This is a genomic window from Bradyrhizobium sp. GW821-FHT12B03, assembly GCF_058807535.1.
The window spans coordinates 421789-446101 of the sequence record NZ_JBXAQU010000003.1; the positions used below are offsets into that span (position 1 = coordinate 421789).

A 24313-nucleotide genomic window follows, 5' to 3' on the forward strand; every position below is an offset into this window, starting at 1 on the left:
TCGATGGTGCCGAGGGCGGCTCCGTTCACGATTTGCGCGAACGGGCGATGTCGCTCCTGAGCGCTTCCAGCTCCTTGTGCACTGCGCGTGCGGCGTCGCGCTCGATCTTGCGGTAGCGCGCAACAAGTTTCTCGCCAAACGGCGTGAGCATCGCACCGCCGCCGTTCTTGCCGCCGGCCTGCGGCTCGACGGCGGCATGTCCGCAGATGCGGTTGATCTCGTCCACGAGATCCCAGGCGCGCTTATAGGACATGTCCATGGCGCGGCCGGCCGCGGAGATCGAGCCGTGCTCGCGAATCTGCTCCAGAAGCTCGATCTTGCCGGGGCCGATGCGATCGTCGCCGTCGAGGTCGATGCGAAGGCTCAGTTGGGGAAGCGATTTGGCGCTCGCGCGCGACATGATTGGGTCTCTTGATCTGTTCGCCGGCGAGATTGCCACTCTTGCCCGCGACCGACAAGGCGAGCGAGTCGTCCTTCATCATCGCACGGCATGCATCTCCAGAAACGCCTTCACGCCGGTGACAGTGCCGGTCTCGGACGGGACGTAGCCGGGCAGGCTCGCAACGGCGGCACGAAAATCGGCGCTGCGCATGATCTCGAGGATGCGCTGCATCGGTTCGGTGTCGAGAAACGCGCGCTTACAGACGAAGAAATAATCCTCGGTCACGATGCGGATGAAATCGAGGCCGAAATGCCGGGCGGCCGCCTCGACGCCGAAGCTCGCATCCGCCATGCCGCTGGCGACATAGGCGGCGACCGCGGCGTGGGTGAACTCGATCTGCTGCGCGCCGTTGATCTTGCCTTCGTCGATGCCGTTTGCCGCGAGCAGTTGGTCGAACAGCAGGCGCGTGCCGGAATCATGGTCGCGGTTGACGAAGCGGACTTTTGGATTGGTGAGGTCACTCAGAGAGGCGATACGCAGCGGATTGCCGCGCGCAACCATCAGCCCCATCTCGCGGGTGACGAAGCTGATGATGCGGTCCTCGCGCGGATCGAGCCATTCGCGCGCGGCCTTGATGCCCTGGGCGCGCAGCGCGCCGTGCGGCAGATGCAGGCCGGACAGATCGCAGGCGCCCTGCGCCAGCGAGACCAGCGAATGCTGATTGCTGACATAGCGCAGGTCGACGCCGATGCCGGGCTCGCGGTCGAGGAATTCGCGCAGCTTGGCCACCGCAAAGCCGTGGCTGGCATGGACGCGGATCACCGAGGGGCGCTGCTCGAGGAACGGCTTGATCTCGCTGGCAAGCTCCTGCGCCAGGTTTTCCAGCTGCGGCCCGAGCCGCGCCTGCATGCGCTCGCCGGCCCATACCAGCCGCTCCCCGAACGGCGTGAGTTTCGAGCCCTTGCCGCGCTGGGTCTCGACCAGCGGCGTGCCGAAGAACTCCGACCATTGCTCGATCAGATTCCAGACGTGCCGGTAGGACAGGTGCGCGTCGGCGGCCGCGCTGGTGATCTTTCCGGTCTTCCGGATTTCGTTGAGAACGCCGAGCATGATGACGGCGGTGCGCGGATTGCCGTCGCGGCGAAACCGCCAGACGGCCTCGATCTCGATCTGAAGCATCGATCATCCTTATGAAGTGTACTTCATATAGTGGGCGCCCATCGGCACATCATATCATATTTACTCCGACAAATAGGCGCCTAGTCTGGTATGCCAGAACAGGAGGGAATATGATGTCAGTTGCATATGACTTTGCGCATTCGCCGGCCACCGAGTTCATGGCCCGGCCGCAGCATCTGCTCATCGACGGCCGCCGCGTCCCCGCGAGCTCCGGCCGCACCTTCAAATCCCTCAATCCCGCCACCGGGCAGGTCATCGCCACCATCGCCGAAGGCAACGAGGGCGATGTCGCGCATGCGGTGTCGGCCGCGCGCCGGGCATTCGAGGGCCCGTGGCGCACGATGCGCGCCTCCGAGCGGGGCCTGATCCTGCTGCGCTGGGCGGACCTGCTCAAGCAGCACGCCGACGAAATCATCGAGCTCGAGTCGATCGATGCCGGCAAGCCGATCTCGGCGACGACGCGCCAGGATTTCCCGGCCGCGGTCGACACGCTGATCTATTACGCCGGCTGGGCCGACAAGATCAGCGGCGACGTCGTGCCCGTGCGCGATGATGCCCTGACCTACACCGTGTGCGAGCCGGTCGGCGTGGTCGCGGCGATCGTGCCGTGGAATTTCCCGCTGATGATCGGCATGTGGAAGCTCGCACCGGCGCTGGCCTGCGGCTGCACGATCGTGATGAAGCCGGCCGAGCTGACCTCGCTGTCGGCGCTGCGCATCGCCGAGCTCGCGCTTCAGGCCGGCCTGCCGGCGGGCGTCTTCAACGTCGTCACCGGACCCGGCCGCGTCGTCGGCGACGCCCTCGTCAATCACCCTGATGTCGACAAGGTCACCTTCACCGGCTCGCCTGGCGTCGGCCGCGGAATCATGAAAGGTGCGGCCGGCAACTTCAAGCGCGTCTCGCTCGAGCTGGGCGGCAAGTCGGCCAACGTCATCTTCGACGATGCCGATCTCGAAGCGGCATCCAAGGCTGCGGCCTCCGGCGTCTTCTTCAACGCCGGCCAGGTGTGCTCGGCCGGCTCCCGCGTGCTGGTGCAGGAGCGAGCCTATGACGAGGTCGTCGAGCGCCTCGCCGCGCGCGCCAAGTCGCTGAGGATGGGCGATCCGCTCGATCGCAAGACCGTGCTCGGCCCTGTGATCTCCGAGAAGCAGATGAAGTCGATCCTCGACTACGTCGACGTCGGCCGGCAGGAAGGGGCGAGCCTCGTCACCGGCGGGACGCGGGTCGGCGATCGCGGCTATTTCATCAGCCCCGCGGTGTTCGCAAATGTTGCGCACGAGATGCGGATCTCGCAGGAGGAAATCTTCGGCCCCGTCGTCAGCGTCATCAAGTTCAGGGATGAGGCCGACGCATTGCGGATCGCCAATGGCACCGCCTACAGCCTCGCGGCCGGCGTGTGGAGCCGCGACATCGGCAAGCTCCAGCGCTTTGCCAAGCGGGCTCGCGCCGGCACTGTCTGGATGAACACCTATGGCTACACCGACGTGCGCCTGCCCTGGGGCGGCGAACGCGACTCCGGCCTTGGCCGCGAACACGGCACCGCCGCGCTCGACAATTTCACCGAGCCCAAGGCTGTCTGGATGAACTTAGCCGTCTGATCTGGCCGTCTGATAACCTCCCGAGCGGCCGCGCCTGGAGCCCGCCTGATCATTCAGGCGGGCTCTCTTTTCGGGATCGATAAAATTGTCTGCATTCCGCTCAGCAGCGGCAAACCCTGCGGACAAGAAGCACGGCGCTTTAAACCAGAGCTTTGGAACCGATGCGCATGCTGCCTGCAAAAGGGTGGGGCATCAGCATGTCTATTCTCAGGGAGATCGTCGCTGCGGTCGCGGGAGTCTATGCACTCCTGTTCGTCTGCGACGCAGTGTTCGGCGTCGGCGAGGCCCGCTTCGACGACGCCTATTACAGCGCCAGCTTCTACGCGCCGCGGCCGAAGGAATTCCGCTTCGCCGGCGACACGCCGCCGGCGGTCCGCGTCAGCGAGGCCTTTGCGCAGTTCGCGCCGGGCGAAGCCAAGCCGAACAAGCGCTACTCCTCGCTGACGACGATCATCCGTTAGGGCCTGGTCTCATTCATCGGCTGTCCGGCGGCCGCGCCATCGGCGATGGCCGCCGTTGACAATCGGGGGCCGGGAAGGGCATTTTACAAGGGTTGCAGTAGGGCGCATCGGCCGAAGCCGAAAGGGCAATGCCCACCTACGTTTCGTGCACCATAATTGCGCCCATGCCGAACCTTGAAAACCTAAAGAAGCAGGCCAAGCAGTATCTGCGTTGGCATCGTGAGCGGTACCATCCGGTCGCCGCTGAGATCAGAGCTGCGCTGCCTCGGTTTCGGCACCTCGATGATCATCAGGTGCTAGAGGCATCGTTTAAGCTCGGCGATGCGCAGGAGCTTGTCGCGCGTCAGTCGGGTTTCGAAGGATGGCAGGCGCTCAAGGCAGGAGCCCTAGCCATGAATACTCAAGTCAAGCAAACACCCACACCGCCGATCTTGAGCGGAACAGAAGCTCAATTGTACGTCGCTGACGTCAAAGCCTCATGCGATTTCTTCACATCCAAGCTCGGATTTGCAGTCGACTTTGTTTACGGAGAGCCGCCGTTTTATGGCATCGTCAAGCGTGACCAGGCGCGGCTTTGCCTGCGGCTGGTTTGCGAACCGGTCTTTGTCGGGGACATTCGGCAGCGCGAAAACCTTCTGTCCGCTTCGATCACGGTCGATAGCGCAGCAGAGATCAAACAGCTCTTCCTAGAGTTTCAATCCGCCGGCGTCAGCTTTCATCAGGCATTAAAGAAGGAGCCTTGGGGAGCAAGGAATTTCATCGTGCTTGATCCCGATGGCAATCTCATTTTGTTCGCTGGACCTGCCGACTAAGCGGCGTAGATGAGACGATGGCGGCTGCTCCGCCGTCGTCTTGGTCGGGTTGGGGTTACCAGCCGCAGATCACGCTCAAGCTGGTCGACTTCGGCTTGGCGATGGGAGCCGACATGTGTGGTTACGCCCCGGCTCACGGGCCACGCTTCCGGTCCGCGAGGACGCGAAGGCGCGTCTCACTCCCCCTGAATCCATTCCGCCACCCCGCGCCACAGCGTGTCGCGGTGCTCGGGGCGGAAGAAGCCGAAATGGCCGATTGCCTTGGCGCCGATTTCGGACGGCTTGACCGTCAACACCTCCGGCTTGATCGCGGTGAATCCGCCGGCGAGCAGCTCGACCGCGGGACGCGTCGCCCAGGGATCGTCGGAGAAGCACAGCGCGCGCAGCTCGCCCTTGAATTTGGCGAAGTTGTTGAGTGCCGGCAGCTTTGAATCGAACAGATAGCGCGGGCTCGAGACCCACTCCGCCCATTGCAGGAAGACGCCCTTGGGCAGATCCTCGCCAATGCCGGCCCAGCCCGGGGCGTAGCCGAGTGCGTGGGCGAGGGGCACGCCGACAAGGTTCATGAAGGCGAAGACGCGGTATTTTTCCGGCGAGGTCATCAGCCGCCAGGTCGCGGCCTGCGAGGCGACGAAGGCGGCGCGCGAGATGTCGCTGTTGTTTGCGATCAGCCCGAGCGCCTGGCCGCCGAAGGAGTGGCCGACATAGGCAAGGGGCAGGGTGTTGTAGCGCTCGCGCATCCAGCTCACCGCGGCGGTGACGTCGAGCGCGGCCCAGTCCGACATCGAGGCCTTGAAGCCGACCAGCGATTTCGGCTGGTTGTAGCCGACCATCGCCGGCAGCCGGGAGTCGCCGATGCCGCGATAATCGTAAGTCAGCACCGCGCAGCCGCGATGGGCGAGATAGGAGGCAAAGCCGCGATAGATCTTTCGCGGCACGGCGGTGGCCGAATTGATCAGCACGGCGTGGCGCTTGGTGCCGCGCGGCAGGAACAGGGTGCCGCTCAGCGCATACCCGTCGGTCGCCGGGAAGCTGATCTCGTCGATGAAAACGTCGTCGCGCGCCGCGTCCATGGGCAGCCCAGGTCCTGCCAGTTTCCTCAAGCCATCCCAAGCAAATGCGAATTTGGCTTTCCCCGCAAGGGTTTGCAATGCGAAACGGATTTACAACTGGCGGTCCTTTGCCAGCCTGTGTATAAGGCGGCCCTCGCAACCCCTAGATCAGGTTGTGCTTTTTGCTTCACGGAGAGATTGCGATGTCCGAGCGGTGGACGCCCGAGTCCTGGCGCAGCAAGCCGGTGCTACAGGTGCCCGACTATCCCGACGCCAAGGCCTTGGCCGACGTCGAGGCGCAGCTTGCGACCTTTCCGCCGCTGGTGTTCGCGGGCGAGGCGCGCAACCTGAAGAAGGCGCTGGCCCGCGTTGCGGCCGGCGAAGCCTTCCTGCTCCAGGGCGGCGACTGTGCCGAGAGCTTTGCCGAGCACGGCGCCAACAACATCCGCGACTTCTTCCGCGTGCTGCTCCAGATGGCGGTGGTGCTCACTTACGCAGGCGCCGTCCCCGTGGTGAAGGTCGGCCGTATCGCGGGCCAATTTGCCAAGCCGCGGTCATCGCCGACCGAGAAGATCAACGGCGTCGAGTTGCCGAGCTATCGCGGCGACATCGTCAACGACATCGCTTTCACCAGGGAAGCACGCGTGCCGGATCCGCAGCGCCAGCTGATGGCCTATCGCCAGTCGGCCGCGACGCTGAACCTGCTGCGCGCGTTTGCGACCGGCGGCTTTGCCAATCTCGGCAGCGTGCATCAATGGATGCTCGGCTTCCTCAAGGACTCGCCGCAGTCCCGCCGCTACAAGGAATTGGCCGACCGCATCTCGGACGCGCTCAACTTCATGCGCGCCTGCGGCCTCGATCTCGAAAGCCACCCCGAACTGCGCGCCACCGATTTCTACACCAGCCATGAGGCGCTGCTGCTCGGCTACGAGCAGGCCATGACCCGCGTCGATTCCACCACGGGTGACTGGTACGCGACCTCGGGCCACATGATCTGGATCGGCGATCGCACCCGCCAGCTCGACCACGGCCACATCGAATATTTCCGCGGCATCAAGAATCCGATCGGGCTGAAGTGCGGCCCGTCGCTCAAGCCCGACGAATTGCTCAAGCTGATCGACGTGCTCAATCCCGACAACGAGCCGGGCCGGCTGACGCTGATCGGCCGCTTCGGCTCCGACAAGGTCGGCGAGCATCTGCCGAACATGGTCCGCGCCGTGAAGCGCGAGGGCAGGGTGGTGGTCTGGTCGTGCGATCCCATGCACGGCAACACCATCACCTCGACGTCGGGCTACAAGACGCGGCCGTTCGACCGCATCCTGTCCGAGGTGAAGTCGTTCTTCGCGATCCATGCCGCCGAAGGCACCCATGCCGGCGGCGTTCATCTGGAGATGACCGGCCAGGACGTCACCGAATGCCTCGGCGGCGCCCGCGCGATCACCGACGAGGACCTCAACGACCGCTACCACACGGTCTGCGATCCCCGCCTCAATGCCGAGCAATCCATCGACATGGCTTTCCTGGTCGCCGAGCTGCTCAAGCAGGAACGCGCCGGCAAGGCCAAGCCGATGCCGGCCGCCGCGGGGCTCTAAAACCTTGCTGCGGATCTGGAAGGCCACGATCAATTCCCGTAACGGTCTGGCCTTTGCGTTCCGTTCGGAGCAGGCCGTCCGCGAGGAGATCTTCGCGCTCCTGCTGTCGGTGCCGCTGGCCTGGTTCATCGGTGCGACCGCGATGCGCGCGGTCGAGCTGGTCTGCGCTGTTGCGTTCGTGCTGACGGTCGAGCTGCTCAACACCGCGATCGAGAAGCTTGCCGACCGCCTGACCATGGATCACGACAAGCAGATCGGGCGGGTCAAGGACATGGGCTCGGCCGCGGTCGGCGTTGCGCTGCTGATGGCCGGCGCGTTCTGGATCATCGCCATCATCGAGCGTTTGGGGTTCCTCTAGCCTTCAGGATCGGACAAAGCGGTCATGACCGAACGTCTCAACGCAGTCGCGGTCACGCTCGCCCAGCTCAATCCGACCATGGGCGACATCGAGGGCAATGCCGCCAAGGCGCGTGCGGCACGGGCGCAGGCCGCCGCCGACGGCAGCGATCTCATGCTGTTTCCGGAATTGTTCATCGCCGGCTATCCGCCGGAGGATCTGGTGCAGAAGCCGGCCTTCCAGGCCGCCTGCCGCGCCGCGATCGAAAGCCTCGCGCGCGAGACCGCCGATGGCGGGCCGGCGATGCTGGTCGGCACCCCCTGGGTCGAAGAGGGCAAGCTCTACAATGCCTGCGCACTGCTCGACGGCGGCCGCATCGCCGCACTTCGCTTCAAATGCAATCTGCCGAATTACGGCGTGTTCGACGAGAAGCGGCTGTTTGCGCGCGGACCGGCTGCAGGGCCGGTGACCGTGCGCGGCGTGCGCATTGGTGTTCCCATCTGCGAGGACATCTGGCTGGAGGAGTCCGAAGACTACGAGAACGTGGTCGAGACGCTGGCCGAGACCGGCGCCGAGATCATCCTCGTGCCGAACGGCTCGCCTTACGCCCGCGGCAAGAACGACGTGCGCCTGTCGGTCGCGGTCGCGCGGGTCACCGAGAGCGGCCTGCCGCTGGTCTATCTCAACCAGACTTGCGGCCAGGACGAGCTGGTGTTCGACGGCGCCTCGTTCGTGCTCAACGGCGATCTCTCGCTCGCGGCGCAATTGCCGGCGTTCGAGGAGAGCATCACCACCTTGCGCTTCACGCGCAACGGTGACGATTGGCGCTGCACCGGGCCGATCGCCGAGCAGCCCGAGGGCGACAAGGCCGACTATGCGGCCTGCGTGCTGGGCCTGCGCGACTATGTCGCCAAGAACGGTTTTCCCGGCGTGCTGCTCGGCATTTCCGGCGGCATCGATTCTGCGCTGTGCGCGGCGATTGCGGTCGATGCGCTCGGCGCCGACCAGGTGCATGGCGTGATGCTGCCCTATCGCTACACCGCACCACACTCGATCGCGGACGCCGGCGAGCTCGCCGGCCATCTCGGCATCCGCTACGAGGTGCTGCCGATCGCCGAAGCCGTGACCGGCTTCGAGACCATCCTGTCCGGCATCTTCAAGAACCTGCCGCCAGACATCACCGAGGAAAATCTCCAGGCCCGCACCCGCGGCACGCTGCTAATGGCGATCTCCAACAAGACCGGGCTGATGGTGGTGACGACAGGCAACAAGTCGGAGATGTCGGTCGGCTACGCCACGCTCTATGGCGACATGAACGGCGGCTTCAATCCGATCAAGGACATCTACAAGACGCAGGTGTTCCGGCTGGCGAGCTTGCGCAACGGCTGGAAGCCCGATGGCGCGCTCGGGCCTGCGGGGGAGGTCATTCCCCCCGACATCATCACGCGTCCGCCGACGGCGGAGCTGCGCGAGAACCAGACCGACCAGGATTCGCTGCCGCCTTACGAATTGCTCGATGCCATCCTCGAACGGCTGGTGGAGCGCGAGGAGCCGCTGGAGGCGATCATCGCCGCCGGATTCGACCGCGACACGGTCACCCGCATCGAGCATCTGCTCAACGTCGCCGAATACAAGCGCCGCCAGGCCGCGCCCGGCGTGAAGGTCACGGCCAGGAATTTCGGCCGCGACCGCCGCTATCCCATCACCAACCGCTTTCGCGACAGGGGCGAGCAGCTGGCGGCGCCGGACGAGACGCTGGTGTCGCGCGGGAGCCGGGCGTCGATTGATGCTTTTGAAGGGTAGGGGTGGCGCGGCCAATTAGACGGACGCTGTTGCCACACAACACGCCGTCATCATCCGCGAAAGCGGATGATCCAGTACTCCGCGGCGGAGATTGCCGGAAACGATTTCCGCCGCGGAGTACTGGATGCCCCGCCTTCGCGGGGCATGACAGTTGAGTTTGGAGCGGGCTGCCGAGTTTACAGCGGACACCTACTTCTGCTGCTGCGGCAGGAAGCTCGGGCCGACCGAGCGGATCGGCTTGTTCTCGGATGAAGTCGTCGCGGTGCCGGTATCCGCAGGCGGCGTCGCAGCCGGTGCGGTCGCCGTGGTCGGCGCAGGTGCTGCGCCCTTCTTGGCATTCGCAGGCGCGCCCTTGCCCAGCCGCTGCTGCTGCATCTTCTTGGCGCTCTCCTCGGTGACGATGATGTCGCCCTGCTGCTCGGCCGCGGCCTTGTCGTCGGCCGACTTCAACGCGTCCGCCCAGGTCTGTCCCGCCGCCTTGCAGGAGCAGGACGGGTTGAACTCGCTGCGGAATTTGAACGCGGTCGGCAACGCCGTGTAGGGCTGGCCGCTGATGGACACGGCCGAGTTCATGTCTTCGCCGGGATTGCGATGGGTGTAGAGCACGGCTTCCGCAGCCGGGCACAGCGCTTTGCAGGTCTTCTCGTCGTCGGCGAAACGCGCCGGCACGGTCGCGAACGAGACCGGGAAATAGGCGCCGTCGCAGGTGCGCACGCACACGGTGCGGAAGGTGCCGGATTGCGGGCCGAGATCGGAGGGCGGGACGCCTTGCGGATTGCCCGCGTTGTTGCCGCCGAACAGATTGCTCAGGAAATTGCCGCCGCCCTGCGACTGCGCGGCGTTGGCATATTGCGGGCCGCAATTGTTCTGGGCGAGGGCCGCCAGCACCGAGCGGCGCTGGTTGTCGCGCTCCGGGCTGAAGCCGCCGGGGCCGCCGCCGCGCAGGCGTTCGAGATTGCCGGTGATCTGGTCCAGATTGGCGCGCATCTGCTGGATCTGGGTGTTGACCGGACCGCATTGCGCAGACTGGCCGTTGAACAGCGAGAAGAAGCCGGAGGAATCGCAGCCCATGCGCTTGGCCTGCATGGTGACGCGGTCGAGTTCGGCCTGCTGCTTGGCTTGGGAATCCTGATAGCGGCGGATCTGGTCTTCGCGTGCAGGATCACCGCCGCCACCGCGATCGAGCGCGGCGAGCTGGCCTTCCAGCCGCGAGCACATCGGATTTGGCCCGAGCCCATTCTGGCCGGGCTGAGGCGGCGGTCCGGGCGGGCCAACCTGCGCGAAAGCGCTGCTGGCGAGCACCATGGTGCTCAGGAGCACGGTGCAGGCAAGGATCGAGCGGGCACGGGAGCGAGTCAAAAATTCAGGCATATCCGCCATTCTAGCGAGGTCACGGCCCAATGCGACTTTCCAGCGTGACCTGGGGGGCCGAAGCGCGCCCTCCCATAGCCGCTTCCTGCGGCATCGTCACGTCGTTTCAGGGGCCAAAGACTGGTCCTAAGGTCCGCCAGCTCCGAGCGAATTCAGCGCTGGCAGGTGATTGCGACATATTCGTCGCAATGGCCATGGGAGCAGTTTGCGCCGGTTTTGGGGACAGAGCCGGTAATTTCGTCGGGATCGACCCGGCGATAGGCCGAGGCATGGGCAAAATCCCGTGATTGGCAATAGGTGCGCGCGACCTGCGCGCCGCATTTGTCGCCCTTGGCCAGGCACTGGTCGACGCCGTAGCCGTCCGCCTGGTTCGGGATAATGAAGACGCGGGTCTCGGCGAAAGCGCTGGATGCCGCAAGGATGGAGGCGCAGGAAATGAGCGCGAACAGGGATCGCATGAAATCACCGGGGGGCAAATAGAAGGAACCGCCAGTTCCAGAATGGGCTCAAAAGGTTAAGGATAATGGAACCGTTATGGCGGGCGCCCGCGCCTTGCGGACAGGAGGCGGCATTTTCGCGGCTCCCTTGACGCAAGGGCCTCTCGTGGCCCATATGTTCCCGTATGAACGGTCTCCTCGCCATTTGCGCTATTTGCGAGATTACGAGCTAGCGATTCGCTGGCTGGAGCCGTCTTTTCTCAAAAACATTGAGAGCACTGGACGCCCGGCCAACAGCCGACGGGTATCCATATGGAATTGCGCCTTTACGATACGCTGACGAGGGAGAAGCGCACCTTCGTGCCGCTCGATCCGAACAACGTCCGCATGTATGTCTGCGGACCGACGGTCTACGACTTCGCCCATATCGGCAACGCCCGGCCGGTGATCGTGTTCGACGTGCTGTTTCGGCTGCTGCGCCATCTCTATGGCGAGGCGCACGTCAAATATGTCCGCAACATCACCGACGTCGACGACAAGATCAACGATCGCGCCGCGCGGGATTTTCCCGGGCTGCCGCTGAACGAGGCGATCCGGCAGGTCACCGAGCAGACCGGCAGGCAGTTTCACGCCGACGTCGATGCGCTCGGCGCGCTCAGGCCGAGCGTCGAGCCGCGCGCGACCGAGCATATCGGCGAGATGCGCGAGATCATCGAGAGGCTGGTCAAGGGCGGTTTTGCCTATGTCGCCGAAGACCACGTGCTGTTCTCGCCGCAGGCGATGAACGCGGCCAACTCCTCCCTGCCGCGCTATGGCGCGCTGTCCAATCGCTCGCTCGACGAGATGATTGCCGGCGCCCGCGTCGATGTCGCGCCCTACAAGAAGGACAATACCGACTTCGTGCTGTGGAAGCCGTCCAAGCCGGGCGAGCCGTCATGGCCGTCACCGGCCGGCATCAAGGCCGAGGGCCGCCCGGGATGGCACATCGAGTGCTCGGCCATGGCCTGGAAGCATCTCGGCGAGCACTTCGACATCCATGGCGGCGGCATCGATCTCGTGTTTCCACATCACGAGAACGAAGTCGCGCAGACCTGCTGTGCCTTCCACCGAGAGCGCATGGCGAACTACTGGATGCACAACGGCTTCCTGCAGGTCGAGAGCGAGAAGATGTCGAAGTCGCTCGGCAACTTCGTCACCATCCGCGAGCTGCTCGCGGACTGGCCGGGCGAGGTGCTGCGTCTGAACATGCTGAAGACGCATTATCGCTCGCCGATCGACTGGACCATGAAGTCGCTGGAGGAGAGCGCCAAGACGCTCGACGACTGGTATCGCATCGCGGCCGACGTCGCGCCCGGCCAGCCGGCCGCGTCCGTGGTCGAGCCGCTGCTCGACGACCTCAACACGTCCCTGGCGATCGCGGCGCTGCACGGCCTGCGCAGCAGCGATGTAGGCGCCTTGGCCGGGTCATTGCGCCTGCTTGGCTTCCTCTCCGAAAGCGCTGCGCAGTGGGAGGGACGCAAGCAACAGGCGAGTGGCGTCGATGCCGCGGAGGTCGGGCGTCTGATCGCCGAGCGGACGGCGGCGCGTGCCCGCAAGGATTTTAGAGAGTCCGACCGCATCCGTGATCTGCTCGCCGCGATGGGGGTTGCGATCAAGGACTCCAAGGACGGAACGACCTGGGAGATCGTGCGATGAAGCGGCCCGACACGCCTTTCCCTCGGCACTGGCTCTATTACATCGCGCTGAAGATCCTGCTGCTCGCGGCCGCCGTGGCGCTGGCGCTGAAACTCTATGGGATGTGGTGAGGACGATGGGACAGACTTTGCCAAAGCCCGGCTTGCGGCCGTTCCTGCCGGATGACGTGCCGGTGCTCGCCGCGATCTTCGCCGCCAGCATCGAGGAGCTGACCGGCGAAGACTATACCGAGGCGCAGCAGCAGGCCTGGATGGAGGCTGCTGAAACGGAGGAGTTTGGCAAGCGGCTTGCCGCCGATTTGACGCTGATCGCGACGCTGGAGGGCTCGCCCGTCGGCTTCGCCTCGCTGCGCGGCGCCGATCACATCCGCATGCTCTACGTGCATCCGGCCGTCGTCGGGCAGGGCATCGCCACCATGCTGGTCGATGCGCTGGAAAAGCTTGCCGGTGGCCGTGGCGCGACCAGCCTCTCGGTCGATGCCAGTGACACCGCGCAAGACTTTTTCGCCAAGCGCGGCTATGTCGCCATGCAGCGCAACAGTATCACCGTCAATGATGAGTGGCTCGCCAACACCACCATGAAGAAGACGCTCGGAGCCACGCCATGAGCAAGGAGCGCCTTTATCTCTTCGACACGACGCTGCGTGACGGCGCGCAGACCAATGGTGTCGATTTCACGCTTGCAGACAAGCAGATCATCGCGGCGATGCTCGACGAGCTCGGTATCGACTATGTCGAGGGCGGCTATCCCGGGGCCAATCCGACCGACACCGAGTTCTTCGGTACCAAGCCGAAGTTCAATCACGCGCGCTTCACCGCCTTCGGCATGACGCGGCGGGCCGGGCGCTCGGTTTCCAACGATCCCGGCGTGGCCGGGCTGCTGGAAGCGAAGGCTGACGCAATCTGCTTCGTGGCGAAATCGTCGGCCTATCAGGTGCGCGTCGCGCTGGAGACGACCAGGGAAGAAAACCTCGCCTCGATCCGCGACAGCGTTGCCGCGGCGAAGGCCGCCGGCCGCGAGGTCATGCTCGACTGCGAGCATTTCTTCGACGGCTACAAGGAAGATTCCAGCTTCGCGCTCGCCTGCGCGAAAGCCGCCTATGAGGCCGGCGCGCGCTGGGTGGTGCTCTGCGACACCAATGGCGGCACCATGCCGAACGAAATCGAGGCCATCGTCACCGAGGTGACCAGGCACATCCCCGGCGATCACGTCGGCATCCATGCCCATAACGACACCGAGCAGGCGGTGGCGAATTCGCTCGCCGCGGTGCGCGCCGGCGCGCGGCAGATCCAGGGCACGCTGAACGGTCTCGGCGAGCGCTGCGGCAATGCCAATCTGTGCTCGCTGATCCCGACGCTGAAACTGAAGAAGGAATTTGCCGACGCTTTCGAGGTCAGTGTGACGCCTGAGAAGCTCGCGACCCTCGTCAAGGTGTCGCGCACGCTCGACGACATGCTCAACCGCGTGCCGAACCGGCATGCGGCCTATGTCGGCGAGAGCGCTTTCGTCACCAAGACCGGCATCCATGCCTCCGCCGTGCTGAAGGATCCGCAGACCTATGAGCACGTGTTGCCGGAGCTGGTCGGCAATCACCGCAAGGTGCTGGTATCCGATCAGGCCGGCCGCTCCAACGTCATCGCCGAGCTCGACCGCGCCGGCATCCCTTACGAGAAGAGCGATCCGAAGCTGACACGGCTCGTCGAGGAATTGAAGGAGCGCGAGGCGGCCGGCTATGCCTACGAATCCGCCAACGCGTCTTTCGAGCTCCTGGCGCGCCGCACGCTCGGCAAGGTGCCGCATTATTTCGAGGTCGAGCAGTTCGACGTCAATGTCGAGCAGCGCTACAATTCGCACGGCGAGCGCGTCACGGTGGCGCTGGCGGTCGTCAAGGTCGACGTCGCCGGCGAGCATCTGATCTCGGCAGCCGAAGGCAACGGCCCCGTCAATGCGCTCGACGTCGCCTTGCGAAAAGACCTCGGCAAGTACCAGAAATATATCGAGGGCCTGACGCTGATTGATTATCGCGTGCGTATCCTCAACGGCGGCACCGGCGCGGTCACGCGCGTGCTGATCGAGAGCGAGGACGAGAACGGCGACAGCTGGACCACGGTCGGCGTCTCCCCGAACATCATCGACGCCTCGTTCCAGGCGCTGATGGATTCGGTGATCTACAAGCTCGTGAAGTCGGGCGCGCCGGCGTAAGATCCGCTACGGCTGTCATACCCCGCGAAAGCGGGGTATCCAGTACGCCGCAGCTTCTCGGTAGTTCCCGGGCGTCTCGGAATACTGGATCGCCCGGTCAAGCCGGGCGATGACAGTTGGGGAGGGGAGCGTTAGCAATGATCGACCACATTTCCGTCGGCGTCAGCGATCTCGATCGCTCCGCGAAGTTCTACGAGGCGGCGCTCGCCGCCCTCGGTCTCACGCGCCTCGTCACGCGGCCGCGCACGGTCGGTTTCGGCAAGGCCTATCCGGAATTCTGGATCAATCTGCGCGAGGGCATGCCGCCCGTCGCGCCGGAGAGCGGCGTGCACATCTGCCTGCGGGCGAAGACGACGAGCGAGGTCGATGCATTTCATGCTGCCGCGCTTGCGACCGGTGGCGCCTCCGATGGCGCGCCGGGTATCCGTCCGCACGACCGCGTGCGCTATTACGCGGCGTTCGTTACAGATCCCGACGGCAACCGGATCGAGGCGGTGACGTTTCCGAGCGAATAGAGCGTGACATTGAGTTGGCTAATGTCACCACGACGGAGGTGCGCTCCCTCTCCCGCTTGCGGGAGAGGGCTGGGGAGAGGGTATCTCCGCAGAGAGATTCCCAATGAGGAGAGAACCCTCACCCGCCGCTACGCGGCGACCCCTCCCGCAAGCGGGAGAGGTGACAGAGCCCGCGGCCAGATCGAACGAACCAACCGTCAGAGCTTGCGCGCCACTTCCGGGGCGAGTTCCTTTTCCGCCTCGGCGAGCTGTGCCACGGCGGCCTTCAGCTTCGGCAGGATCTCCTCGATCCGATCGGCCTTGAGGATGTCGACCGAAAGGCCGGCGCGGATGAACTCGGTCTGGCGCATGTGCGACAGCAGCGAGAACAGCGGCTCCCAGAAATTGTCGATATTGGCGAGCAGCACCGGCTTGGCGTGACGGCCGAGCTGCTTCCAGGTCAGCTGCTCGACCAGTTCCTCCAGCGTGCCGACGCCGCCCGGCAGCGCCACGAAGGCGTCGGAGCGCTCGAACATCAGCCGCTTGCGCTCGTGCATGTCGGGGGTGACGATCATCTCCTGCACGCGCGTCAGCGCATTCTCGCGCATCCGCAGGAATTCGGGAATGATGCCGGTGACGGTGCCGCCGTGATCGAGGACGGAGGTTGCGACCGAGCCCATCAGGCCGAGCGAACCGCCGCCATAGACCAGGCGGATGTTGTTCTCGGCGAGCGCCTTGCCGAACGCCTTGGCGCCTTCGGTGAAGCGGGGATTGGTTCCGGGGCCGGAGCCGCAATAGACACAGACGGTTTTGATCGTGCTCATTGGTGCCATGATGCATTGCAGCGAAGAGGCGTCAAGCCCAATCGGTGATTCGGACCTTCCGGAAATCTACCGGTAAATGGCGACAAACAATCAAAGATTCGCCATCTGGCGGGGTGCGCTCGCCCCTGGAAGCTTCTATATGACGGGCGAAAACAGTTAATCGCACCGCGCCCGCATCCGGCAGGCCTTTCAGGTTTCTTGATGAGCCCACCTCATTCGCCAGACGTCCCCGACGCGCCCGATCCCTCTGCCGGGCCGCTCGAGCGGGCCACCCTGATGGGCACGCTGGCGCATCTGTGGCCCTATATCTGGCCCGGCGACCGCCTCGACCTGAAGATGCGCGTGGTCTGGTCGATGGTGCTGCTGCTCGCCGCCAAGCTGATCACGCTGACGGTGCCGTTCAGCTTCAAATGGGCGACCGACGCGCTGACCGGCGCCAACACGGCGCCGGTGCTGCCCGACAACTGGCATCTCTGGGTGATCGCCTCGCCGTTGCTGCTGACCGCCAGTTACGGTGCGACGCGCATCCTGATGGCGGTGCTGACGCAATGGCGCGACGGCCTCTTCGCGCGTGTTGCCATGCATGCGGTACGCAAGCTCGCCACCATCACCTTCATCCATATGCACGAGCTGTCGCTGCGCTTCCACCTCGAGCGCAAGACCGGCGGCCTGACGCGCGTGCTCGAGCGCGGCCGCGAGGGCATCGAGGTCATCGTGCGCATGGTGATCCTGCAACTGATCCCGACCATCGTCGAGGTCTCGCTGCTGCTCGCCGTGCTGCTCTGGCAGTTCGACTGGCGCTACGTGGTGGCGACGCTGATCACGGTCGCGGTCTACATGTACTACACCTACATCGCGACCGAGTGGCGGATCGGCATCCGCCGCAAGATGAACGATTCCGACACCGAGGCGAACACCAAGGCGATCGACTCGCTGCTCAACTACGAGACCGTGAAATATTTCGGCGCCGAGGCGCGCGAGGCGCAGCGCTACGACCGCTCGGTCGCGCGCTACGAGGAGTCGAGCGTCCAGGCCTATACGTCGCTCGCAGTGCTCAACACGGGACAAGCCGTGATCTTCACGCTGGGGCTGACCGCGACCATGCTGATGTGCGCGATCGGCGTGCGCAACGGCACCAATACGGTCGGCGATTTCGTGCTGGTCAACGCCATGATGATCCAGCTCTACCAGCCGCTGAATTTCATGGGCATGGTCTATCGCGAGATCAAGCAGGCGATCATCGACATCGAGAAGATGTTTGGCGTGCTGGGGCGCGAGGCCGAGATCAAGGATGCGCCCGACGCGCAGCCGCTGGTCATCTCCGCCGGCATCGTGCGTTTCGAGGACGTGCGCTTCGCCTATGAGCCGGCGCGGCCGATCCTGAAGGGCATCAGCTTCGAGGTGCCGGCCGGCAAGACGGTCGCGATCGTCGGCCCGTCCGGCGCGGGCAAGTCGACCATCTCGCGGCTGCTGTTCCGCCTCTACGACATCTCCGGCGGCAGGATCCTGATCGACGGCCAGGACATTCGCGAGGTCACGCAGGCGAGCTTGCGCGCGTCCATCGGCATGGTGCCGCAGGACACCGTGCTGTTCAACGACACCATCCGCTACAACATCCGCTACGGCCGCTGGGACGCCAGCGATGCGGACGTGGAGGAGGCGGCACGCCTCGCGCAGATCGACAATTTCATCCGCATGGCGCCGAAGGGCTATGAGACCCAGGTCGGCGAGCGCGGCCTGAAACTGTCGGGCGGCGAAAAGCAGCGGGTTGCGATCGCGCGCACCGTGCTCAAGGCGCCGCCGATCCTGGTGCTGGACGAGGCAACATCGGCGCTCGACACCCATACCGAGCACGAGATCCAGGGCGCGCTCGACCGCGTGGCGAAGAATCGCACCTCGCTGGTGATCGCGCACCGGCTCTCGACCATCGTCGGGGCCGACGAGATCATCGTGCTGGATCAGGGCCGGATCGCCGAGCGCGGCACCCACGCCAAGCTGCTCGCGCAGAGCGGCCTCTATGCCAGCATGTGGAACAGGCAGCGCGAGGCGGAGGCCGCGCGCGAGAAGCTGGCCAAGATGGCCGATACCAGCGAGGCGCCCAACCGGGCACCGCCGCCGGTCCAGGACGCCTTGACGACGCCTGCGGCTGCGGAGTGACCTTGTCTCCGGTCCCAACTCTGGCCTAAACAAGCCCACCGCGCGGGACGACCTGCGCCATCAACCCTGAGCGGCAGATAGCGATGTCCATTCTCGATTCGATCCAGCGTCAGATCCCGCCGATCCACAAGGAGGGCTATCCCTTCATCGGCGGCTTTGCGCTGGCAAGCCTGATCCTGTTCTGGCTGTGGTCGCCGCTCGGGTGGATCGGCACCATCCTCACGGTGTGGTGCGCGCTGTTCTTCCGCGACCCCGTGCGGGTGACGCCGGTGCGCGAGGGCCTCGTGGTGTCGCCGGCCGACGGCCGCGTCTCGATGATCACCATGGCGCTGCCGCCGGCCGAACTCGGGCTCGGCGACCGGCCGCTGCCGCGCATCTCGGTCTTCATGAGCGTGTTCAACTGCCATGTGAACCGCAGCCCGATCGCGGGCAGGGTGGACCGCATCGCCTACCGGCCCGGCCTGTTCATCAATGCCGAGCTCGACAAGGCGAGCGAGGACAATGAGCGCAACTCGCTCGTGATCACGACGCCCAATGCGCGGATCGGCGTGGTCCAGATCGCGGGCCTGATCGCCAAGCGCATCGTTTGCTTCGTCAAGGAGGGCCAGGCGATCGGCGCCGGCGAGCGGTTCGGCCTGATCCGCTTCGGCTCGCGCCTCGACGTCTATCTGCCTGTCGGCACCAAGGCGCTGGTGTCGGAAGGGCAGACCGCGATCGCCGGCGAGACGATCCTGGCCGACCTTGCAGGTGACGACCCGAGCCGCGCCTACCGCGCCAATTAACCAATAGCCGGTCCTTGAGGGCCTTCCGCCGCAATGGCGGAGGGGGATGGGGCTTGCTATATCTCGCCTGAAGGTGAGGACGAGCCAATGACGCCCTACGACTTCAAAGATCAAGACGTCCGTCGCCGGCGGTTCCGTCCGATCCCGGTGCGGATGCTGGTGCCCAACGTCATCACGCTGCTGGCGATCTGCGCCGGCCTGACGTCGATCCGGCTGTCGATCGAGGGGCGGATGACGCTGGCGGTCTACGCCATCGTGTTCGCGGCCGCGCTCGACGGCATCGACGGCCGCATCGCACGCATGATCAAGGGCCAGTCCAAGTTCGGGGCCGAGCTCGACAGCCTCGCCGACTTCGTCAATTTTGGCGTGGCGCCCGGCTTGATGCTGTATTTCTGGCAGTTGCACGAGCTCGGCAACGCCGGCTGGATCGCCGCCATGGTGTTCGCGATCTCCGGCGGCCTGCGTCTTGCGCGCTTCAACGCCACGATGGACGATCCCAATAAGCCGGCCTTCGCCGCCAATTTCTTCACCGGCGTTCCGGCGCCCGCGGGCGCGATCACGGTGCTGCTGCCGATCTATGCGGCGTTCCTCGATCTCGGCCGTTGGCCCGCAGCGGTGACGGCGGCCTATACGCTGCTGATCGCCTTCCTGATGGTGTCGCGCCTGCCGGTGTTCTCCGGCAAGACCAAGCGCATGCGCGTACCGCCCGAGCTGGTGCTGCCGGCGTTCGTCGCGGTGATCGTCTTCATCGCGCTCCTGATCGCCTATCCCTGGCATGTGCTGTCGACCGGCACGGTGCTGTATCTGCTCTGCCTGCCGCTCGGCTACAAATCCTATCGCGACCAGGCGCGTGCGATGGAAGCGGCCGCACCGTCCGGAGGCGAGGTCTCCTCGCCGCCTTCGGCGCCGACGCTGGCGAACCTGTCCGAGCCGCCGCACGACGACGACGACCGGCCCGGACGGCTGCACTGAGCGTTTCCAGCGGATATCTGCCATGAAAGCGCGCTGAGTTGGGTTGAGGCCCGATCTCGGCTATATCGCCCTGTGCCGGCGGCATCGCGTCAATCAGCCGCCAATCTGGGAGAGAACGCTGTGACTGAAAAAGCGACCGGGCCGCTGCCCGCTTCCGTCCTCGAAGCGCTGGGCCGCTATGACACCCCGACGATCTGCAACGCCATGGAGATCGTGGCGCCCGAGCGACGGCTGATCGGCTATACCACCAAGCAACTGGTCTGCCCGTTTCCCGACCTGCCGCCGATCGTCGGCTATGCCCGCACCGTTGCGATCCGCTCGGTGCTGAAATCCTCGCTGCCGGCGGAGGAGCAGTCCAGGCGCCGCATCGACTATTACGAATATGTCGGCACCGGCCATGGTCCGCGCATCTCGGTGATCCAGGACATCGACGGTCCCGACGTCGGCTACGGCGCGTTCTGGGGCGAGGTGCAGAGCAACGTGCACAAGGCGCTCGGCTGTCTCGGCGTCATCACCGACGGCTCGATCCGCGACATCCCGCAATGGGCCCCTGGCTTCCAGGCGCTGGCCGGCTCGATCGGCCCGTCGCATGCCTGGGTGCATGCCGAGAGTTTTGGTGGCGAGGTGCGTGTCGCCGGCATGACCGTGAAGTCCGATGATCTCATCCATGCCGACCAGCACGGCGCGATCGTGATCCCGCTCGACGTCGCGGCAAAGCTCCCCGAGGCCGCCGAACTCTGCGGCCGACGCGAGACCCCGATTCTGGAGATCGCCCGCAGCCCCGACTTCTCGCTGGAGAAGCTCAAGGCCGCGCTGAAGCGCTCTGCGGAGATTCACTGACGGCGCGACTGCACGATCTACGGCCGCGACGCCGGCCGTGGGTCGCCTTGTTCCGTTAGGAACAGGGCGGCCTGGTCCGGCTCGCCGAACATTGCGGCGGCGCACCCGATCAGGGTGAAGCCGCCAGCAAGATCCCACAGCGTGATGCCTTCGGCGTTGCCTGGGACGTGAAGCAAGCGCGCTGCGATCACGGCGAAGGCGGCCTCGACGAACAGCAGCAGGCTGAACGCCGGCAGGACAAGCTCCGGCTCGAGCAGATGGAGCGCCAACATCGCGGGCAGCGCGGTGAGAAGACTGAACAACGTCAACATTGCAAATCGGCTCCTGCGATGGAGCATGCCGTACGGCGATAGAATACTGCATGATCTCTCGTCACGGGTGTGGCGCAGGGCCGCAGTCGGAGGGTGCACAATGGAGATGAATGGCAAGACGGTCCTGATCACCGGGTCGACCGATGGCGTCGGTCGCTACGTCGCTCGCCGGCTGGCCGAAGACGGCGCAACGCTCCTGATCCACGGCCGCGACGCTGCGCGCGCGAAGACGCTGATCGACGAAATCGTGAAGGCCGGCCACGCCGCGCCGACCTTCTACCAGGCCGATTTGTCGTCGATGGCAGCTACGCGCGCGCTCGCCGCGGCCGTGAAGCGTGATCACCAGCGTCTCGACGTCTTCATCAGTAACGCCGGCATCGGCTCGCAGAACGACGGGCCGCAGCGGCAAGTCAGCGCCGACGGTCACGAGTTGCGTTTTGCGGTGAACTATCTCTCCGGCTTTCTGCTCGCTCATCTGTTGTTGCCGCTGCTGAAAACCGCGGCGCCGTCGCGCATCGTCAATGTCGCTTCGCTCGGCCAGCATCCGATCGATTTCGAAGATGTCATGATCACGAAGGGCTACAGCGGATCGCGCGCCTATGCGCAGAGCAAGCTCGCGCAGATCATGTTCACGGTCGATTTCGCCGAAGAGCTCCAGGGCGCCGCCATCACCGTGAACTCGCTGCATCCGGCGACCTACATGAACACGACGATGGTGCGTGCCGGCGGCATCGCGCCGATCTCGACAGTGGAGCAGGGCGGCGCGGCGATCCTGCACCTGGTCAAGGGCGACGACGTCGCAGGCCGAAGCGGCCTGTTCTTCAACGGCATGAACGAGGCGCGCGCCAATCCGCAGGCTTATGATGCCGACGCGCGCAGACGCCTGCGTGCGCTCAGCCTGGAATTGACTGGCCTGTCGCCCTAGCGCGCCCGTTATGGTTATCAAAGCGTTGAGATTCCTGCCGGAAGCCGGCAAGTCCGGCGGACTTTCGGCGCGTTGCGCCGGTCCGGCGCGACGGCTCAACTTAACCTTTACGCGGCTTTAAGGGCGGCGCTCTAGGGTTTCCGATGCGGTTCGGGGTTGGGCCGCGCCAGCGGCCAGGACGGTCGTTGTTGCGTACGCGTTGGAGTATCCCATGGATATTATGACGAGCGTTGGCCTCATTGCAGGCATCATCGTCATCACGATGATGATCTTCATGGGCGGCGACCTGCACATGTTCATCTCCGAACATGCCATGATCATCATCTTCGGCGGCTCGATCTCCGCCACCATGATCCGCTTTCCGCTCAGCGCGCTTCTGCATGGCCTTCCGCTCGGCGCCAAGTTCGCTTTCACCATGAGCCGGCTGTCGGCGCACGACCTCGTCGACGAGCTCGCCCGCATCGCCGAGATCGCCCGCAAGCAGGGACCGGTCGGCCTCGAAAAGGTCGAGACCGACGAGCCGTTCCTCGCCAAGGGCATCCGCTACGTCGCCGATGGCTACGACCTCGACTTCATCCGCGACAATCTCGAGCGCGACCGCGACAACTTCCTGATGCACCTCGACGAGGGCAGCAAGATCTACCGCGCGATCGGCGACTGCGCCCCGGCCTTCGGCATGATCGGCACCCTGATCGGCATGGTGCAGATGTTCGCGAACATGACCGACCCCTCCAAGCTCGGCCCGTTCATGGCGACCGCGCTGCTCGCGACGCTCTACGGTGCGCTGGTTGCGAACCTGTTCTGTCTGCCGATCGCCGACAAGCTGCACGGCAAGCTGCTGGATGAAGAAACCAACCGCACCCTGATCATCGACGGCATCTTGATGATCCGCGACTCCAAGAGCCCGACGCTGGTGCGCGAAATGCTGCTGGCCTATCTGCCGGAGAAGCATCGTCACGCCGAAGGCGAGCCGGTGCCGGCCTAACGCCGCCCGCCGGGATAATCAGAGATGGCCAAGAAGAAACGCGGCGATGCTCACGGAGGCGGTCACGGCTGGTTCGTGACCTTCGCCGATTTGATGGGGCTGATGATGAGCTTCTTCGTGATGCTCGTCGCATTCTCGACGCAGGACGCCAACAAGCTGAAGATCGTCGCCGGCTCGATGCGCGACGCCTTTGGCGTGCAGAGCGAAGCTCGCTACGCCGGCATCGTCGAATCCGACGGCCTGCCGACGCGCCCGCGGCTGAAGAACGTCGACCACATCCAGCCCGAGGATTCCTCCAACACGCCGACGCCGGACCAGGAGGATCGCGACCGCACGTCGGGCGCGAAGATCAAGGTCGACCGCAATTTCGCACTCGCCGCGGCCTCGCTGCGCCAGGCCTTGCAGGACATGCCGGAACTGACCGAGATGTCCAAGCACATCATGTTCGAGGAGACCAAGCAGGGTCTCAATCTCGAGATCGTCGACCAGGACGGCCGCTCGATGTTCGCCGACGGCTCCAAGGTGCCCTACGACCGCACCCGCCGCCTGGTCGAGAAGCTCGCGATTCCGCTCAAGGCCACGCCGCTGCGCGTCTCCATCGCCGGCCACACCGCGGCCGGCTTCGTGCCGACCCGCAGCGACTACGGCGCTTTCGATCTGTCGGCCGACCGCGCCAATGCGGTGCGCCAGATCCTCGAGCGCGAGGGCCTGCCGGCCTCGCACATCTTCGCCGTCTCCGGCAAGGCGGACACCCAGCCGCTGTTTCCGGACGATCCCTCGCTGGCCGCCAACCGGCGCGTGACCATCACCCTGATGCGCGAAGACCCGCCGCTGCCGCCGAATTTGAAGCCTTAGGGCATGATCCGGAGAAGTGGGTACCGGTTCTCCGACGCGACAAGCGCGAAACGCGCTCGCGCGGGGATCATGCCCAAACGATAGGCCTCTTGCGCTACCATCTTACCTGAGGCATGTCGTCGCGCTGGCGACGAGCGTGGCCGCGCCGTCACAGCATTCGGCTCCGCGCCTGCTAAGGTGGTGTGCCGATTGACACGCCCGCCGGAAGCGTCAAAAGGCGCCGGATCAAATTCAGGGACGAAGCGTT

General features: G+C 65.0%; 24 protein-coding genes. 17 read left to right on the top strand and 7 right to left on the bottom strand.

The genetic code is table 11. From position 1 onward, the window contains the following. Nucleotides 1–25: 25 nt before the first annotated feature. Together AC1RUR_RS09040 and AC1RUR_RS09045 are read right to left on the bottom strand one after the other, a co-directional pair. Nucleotides 26–400: a winged helix-turn-helix domain-containing protein gene (locus AC1RUR_RS09040; protein WP_492842922.1), complete on the bottom strand. Its 375-nt coding sequence runs from the start codon at nucleotides 398–400 to the stop codon at nucleotides 26–28. A 78-nt stretch (nucleotides 401–478) separates the two neighbouring features. After that, nucleotides 479–1561, bottom strand: a complete 1083-nt coding sequence (locus AC1RUR_RS09045; RefSeq protein WP_492842924.1) for a substrate-binding domain-containing protein — start codon at nucleotides 1559–1561, stop codon at nucleotides 479–481. Between the two features lie 113 nt (nucleotides 1562–1674). Between AC1RUR_RS09045 and AC1RUR_RS09050 the strand changes: the two genes are divergently transcribed. The 3 genes from AC1RUR_RS09050 (at nucleotide 1675) to AC1RUR_RS09060 (ending at nucleotide 4432) form a co-directional block, all read left to right on the top strand. Further along, nucleotides 1675–3159, top strand: coding sequence for an aldehyde dehydrogenase family protein (locus AC1RUR_RS09050; protein ID WP_492843160.1), 1485 nt, complete (start codon nucleotides 1675–1677; stop codon nucleotides 3157–3159). A 197-nt stretch (nucleotides 3160–3356) separates the two neighbouring features. Further along, entirely contained in the window at nucleotides 3357–3620 is a 264-nt protein-coding gene (locus AC1RUR_RS09055; protein WP_492842926.1) for a hypothetical protein, read from the top strand. 164 nt (nucleotides 3621–3784) lie between these two features. Then, nucleotides 3785–4432, top strand: a complete 648-nt coding sequence (locus AC1RUR_RS09060) for a VOC family protein (RefSeq protein ID WP_492843162.1) — start codon at nucleotides 3785–3787, stop codon at nucleotides 4430–4432. 176 nt (nucleotides 4433–4608) lie between these two features. Here AC1RUR_RS09060 and AC1RUR_RS09065 read toward each other — a convergent pair whose 3' ends face one another. After that, nucleotides 4609–5505, bottom strand: coding sequence for an alpha/beta hydrolase family protein (locus AC1RUR_RS09065; RefSeq protein WP_492842928.1), 897 nt, complete (start codon nucleotides 5503–5505; stop codon nucleotides 4609–4611). Between the two features lie 182 nt (nucleotides 5506–5687). Here AC1RUR_RS09065 and AC1RUR_RS09070 point away from each other — a divergent pair, with 182 nt between their 5' ends. From AC1RUR_RS09070 to AC1RUR_RS09080, 3 genes are read left to right on the top strand one after another with little or no spacing between them, the layout of a single operon-like run. Next, complete coding sequence (locus tag AC1RUR_RS09070; RefSeq protein WP_492842930.1) at nucleotides 5688–7076, top strand: class II 3-deoxy-7-phosphoheptulonate synthase; 1389 nt, start codon at nucleotides 5688–5690, stop codon at nucleotides 7074–7076. Between the two features lie 4 nt (nucleotides 7077–7080). After that, entirely contained in the window at nucleotides 7081–7434 is a 354-nt protein-coding gene (locus tag AC1RUR_RS09075) for a diacylglycerol kinase (RefSeq protein ID WP_247554342.1), read from the top strand. A 24-nt stretch (nucleotides 7435–7458) separates the two neighbouring features. Beyond that, nucleotides 7459–9216 carry an NAD+ synthase gene (locus tag AC1RUR_RS09080; RefSeq protein ID WP_492842932.1) on the top strand — a complete coding sequence of 586 codons (1758 nt, stop codon included), beginning with the start codon at nucleotides 7459–7461 and terminating at the stop codon, nucleotides 9214–9216. A gap of 189 nt (nucleotides 9217–9405) precedes the next feature. Here AC1RUR_RS09080 and AC1RUR_RS09085 read toward each other — a convergent pair whose 3' ends face one another. Continuing rightward, a complete protein-coding gene (locus AC1RUR_RS09085) occupies nucleotides 9406–10596 on the bottom strand; it encodes a DUF2865 domain-containing protein (RefSeq protein WP_492842934.1) in 1191 nt (396 codons plus the stop codon). Between the two features lie 143 nt (nucleotides 10597–10739). Beyond that, on the bottom strand, nucleotides 10740–11045 hold the full coding sequence (locus AC1RUR_RS09090) for a hypothetical protein (RefSeq protein WP_492842936.1): 306 nt from the start codon (nucleotides 11043–11045) through the stop codon (nucleotides 10740–10742). Between the two features lie 291 nt (nucleotides 11046–11336). On the opposite strand from AC1RUR_RS09090, the gene cysS reads away from it, so the two are divergent. From cysS to AC1RUR_RS09110, 4 genes are all read left to right on the top strand, one after another. Next, nucleotides 11337–12719 carry a cysteine--tRNA ligase gene (cysS, locus tag AC1RUR_RS09095; RefSeq protein WP_492842938.1) on the top strand — a complete coding sequence of 461 codons (1383 nt, stop codon included), beginning with the start codon at nucleotides 11337–11339 and terminating at the stop codon, nucleotides 12717–12719. Between the two features lie 115 nt (nucleotides 12720–12834). Continuing rightward, complete coding sequence (locus AC1RUR_RS09100; RefSeq protein ID WP_492842940.1) at nucleotides 12835–13326, top strand: GNAT family N-acetyltransferase; 492 nt, start codon at nucleotides 12835–12837, stop codon at nucleotides 13324–13326. After that, complete coding sequence (gene cimA / locus AC1RUR_RS09105) at nucleotides 13323–14921, top strand: citramalate synthase (protein WP_492842942.1); 1599 nt, start codon at nucleotides 13323–13325, stop codon at nucleotides 14919–14921. Before AC1RUR_RS09100 ends, cimA begins: the two co-directional genes overlap by 4 nt. Nucleotides 14922–15058: 137 nt before the next feature. Continuing rightward, a complete protein-coding gene (locus AC1RUR_RS09110; protein WP_492842944.1) occupies nucleotides 15059–15436 on the top strand; it encodes a VOC family protein in 378 nt (125 codons plus the stop codon). Between the two features lie 197 nt (nucleotides 15437–15633). Here AC1RUR_RS09110 and AC1RUR_RS09115 read toward each other — a convergent pair whose 3' ends face one another. Continuing rightward, nucleotides 15634–16239, bottom strand: a complete 606-nt coding sequence (locus tag AC1RUR_RS09115) for an LOG family protein (RefSeq protein ID WP_492842946.1) — start codon at nucleotides 16237–16239, stop codon at nucleotides 15634–15636. Between the two features lie 201 nt (nucleotides 16240–16440). Here AC1RUR_RS09115 and AC1RUR_RS09120 point away from each other — a divergent pair, with 201 nt between their 5' ends. The 4 genes from AC1RUR_RS09120 (at nucleotide 16441) to AC1RUR_RS09135 (ending at nucleotide 20990) form a co-directional block, all read left to right on the top strand. Beyond that, the gene (locus tag AC1RUR_RS09120) at nucleotides 16441–18396 is read left to right on the top strand and encodes an ABCB family ABC transporter ATP-binding protein/permease (protein ID WP_492842948.1); all 1956 of its coding nucleotides are present in this window, start codon (nucleotides 16441–16443) and stop codon (nucleotides 18394–18396) included. Between the two features lie 77 nt (nucleotides 18397–18473). Further along, nucleotides 18474–19178 (top strand): phosphatidylserine decarboxylase, encoded by a 705-nt coding sequence (locus tag AC1RUR_RS09125; protein ID WP_492843164.1) that lies wholly within the window; start codon nucleotides 18474–18476, stop codon nucleotides 19176–19178. An 87-nt stretch (nucleotides 19179–19265) separates the two neighbouring features. Next, a complete protein-coding gene (locus AC1RUR_RS09130; protein ID WP_492842950.1) occupies nucleotides 19266–20150 on the top strand; it encodes a CDP-alcohol phosphatidyltransferase family protein in 885 nt (294 codons plus the stop codon). A 120-nt stretch (nucleotides 20151–20270) separates the two neighbouring features. Next, nucleotides 20271–20990, top strand: coding sequence for an RraA family protein (locus AC1RUR_RS09135; RefSeq protein WP_492842952.1), 720 nt, complete (start codon nucleotides 20271–20273; stop codon nucleotides 20988–20990). A 17-nt stretch (nucleotides 20991–21007) separates the two neighbouring features. Here the strand turns inward: AC1RUR_RS09135 and AC1RUR_RS09140 are convergent, their stop codons facing one another. Further along, complete coding sequence (locus tag AC1RUR_RS09140) at nucleotides 21008–21301, bottom strand: hypothetical protein (RefSeq protein WP_492842954.1); 294 nt, start codon at nucleotides 21299–21301, stop codon at nucleotides 21008–21010. 100 nt (nucleotides 21302–21401) lie between these two features. On the opposite strand from AC1RUR_RS09140, the gene AC1RUR_RS09145 reads away from it, so the two are divergent. From AC1RUR_RS09145 to AC1RUR_RS09155, 3 genes are all read left to right on the top strand, one after another. Then, nucleotides 21402–22226, top strand: coding sequence for an SDR family NAD(P)-dependent oxidoreductase (locus AC1RUR_RS09145; protein WP_492842956.1), 825 nt, complete (start codon nucleotides 21402–21404; stop codon nucleotides 22224–22226). A gap of 211 nt (nucleotides 22227–22437) precedes the next feature. Continuing rightward, nucleotides 22438–23211, top strand: a complete 774-nt coding sequence (locus AC1RUR_RS09150; RefSeq protein ID WP_018320941.1) for a motility protein A — start codon at nucleotides 22438–22440, stop codon at nucleotides 23209–23211. Nucleotides 23212–23235: 24 nt separating this feature from the next. Next, nucleotides 23236–24066 carry a flagellar motor protein MotB gene (locus tag AC1RUR_RS09155; protein ID WP_492842959.1) on the top strand — a complete coding sequence of 277 codons (831 nt, stop codon included), beginning with the start codon at nucleotides 23236–23238 and terminating at the stop codon, nucleotides 24064–24066. Nucleotides 24067–24313: the final 247 nt, after the last annotated feature.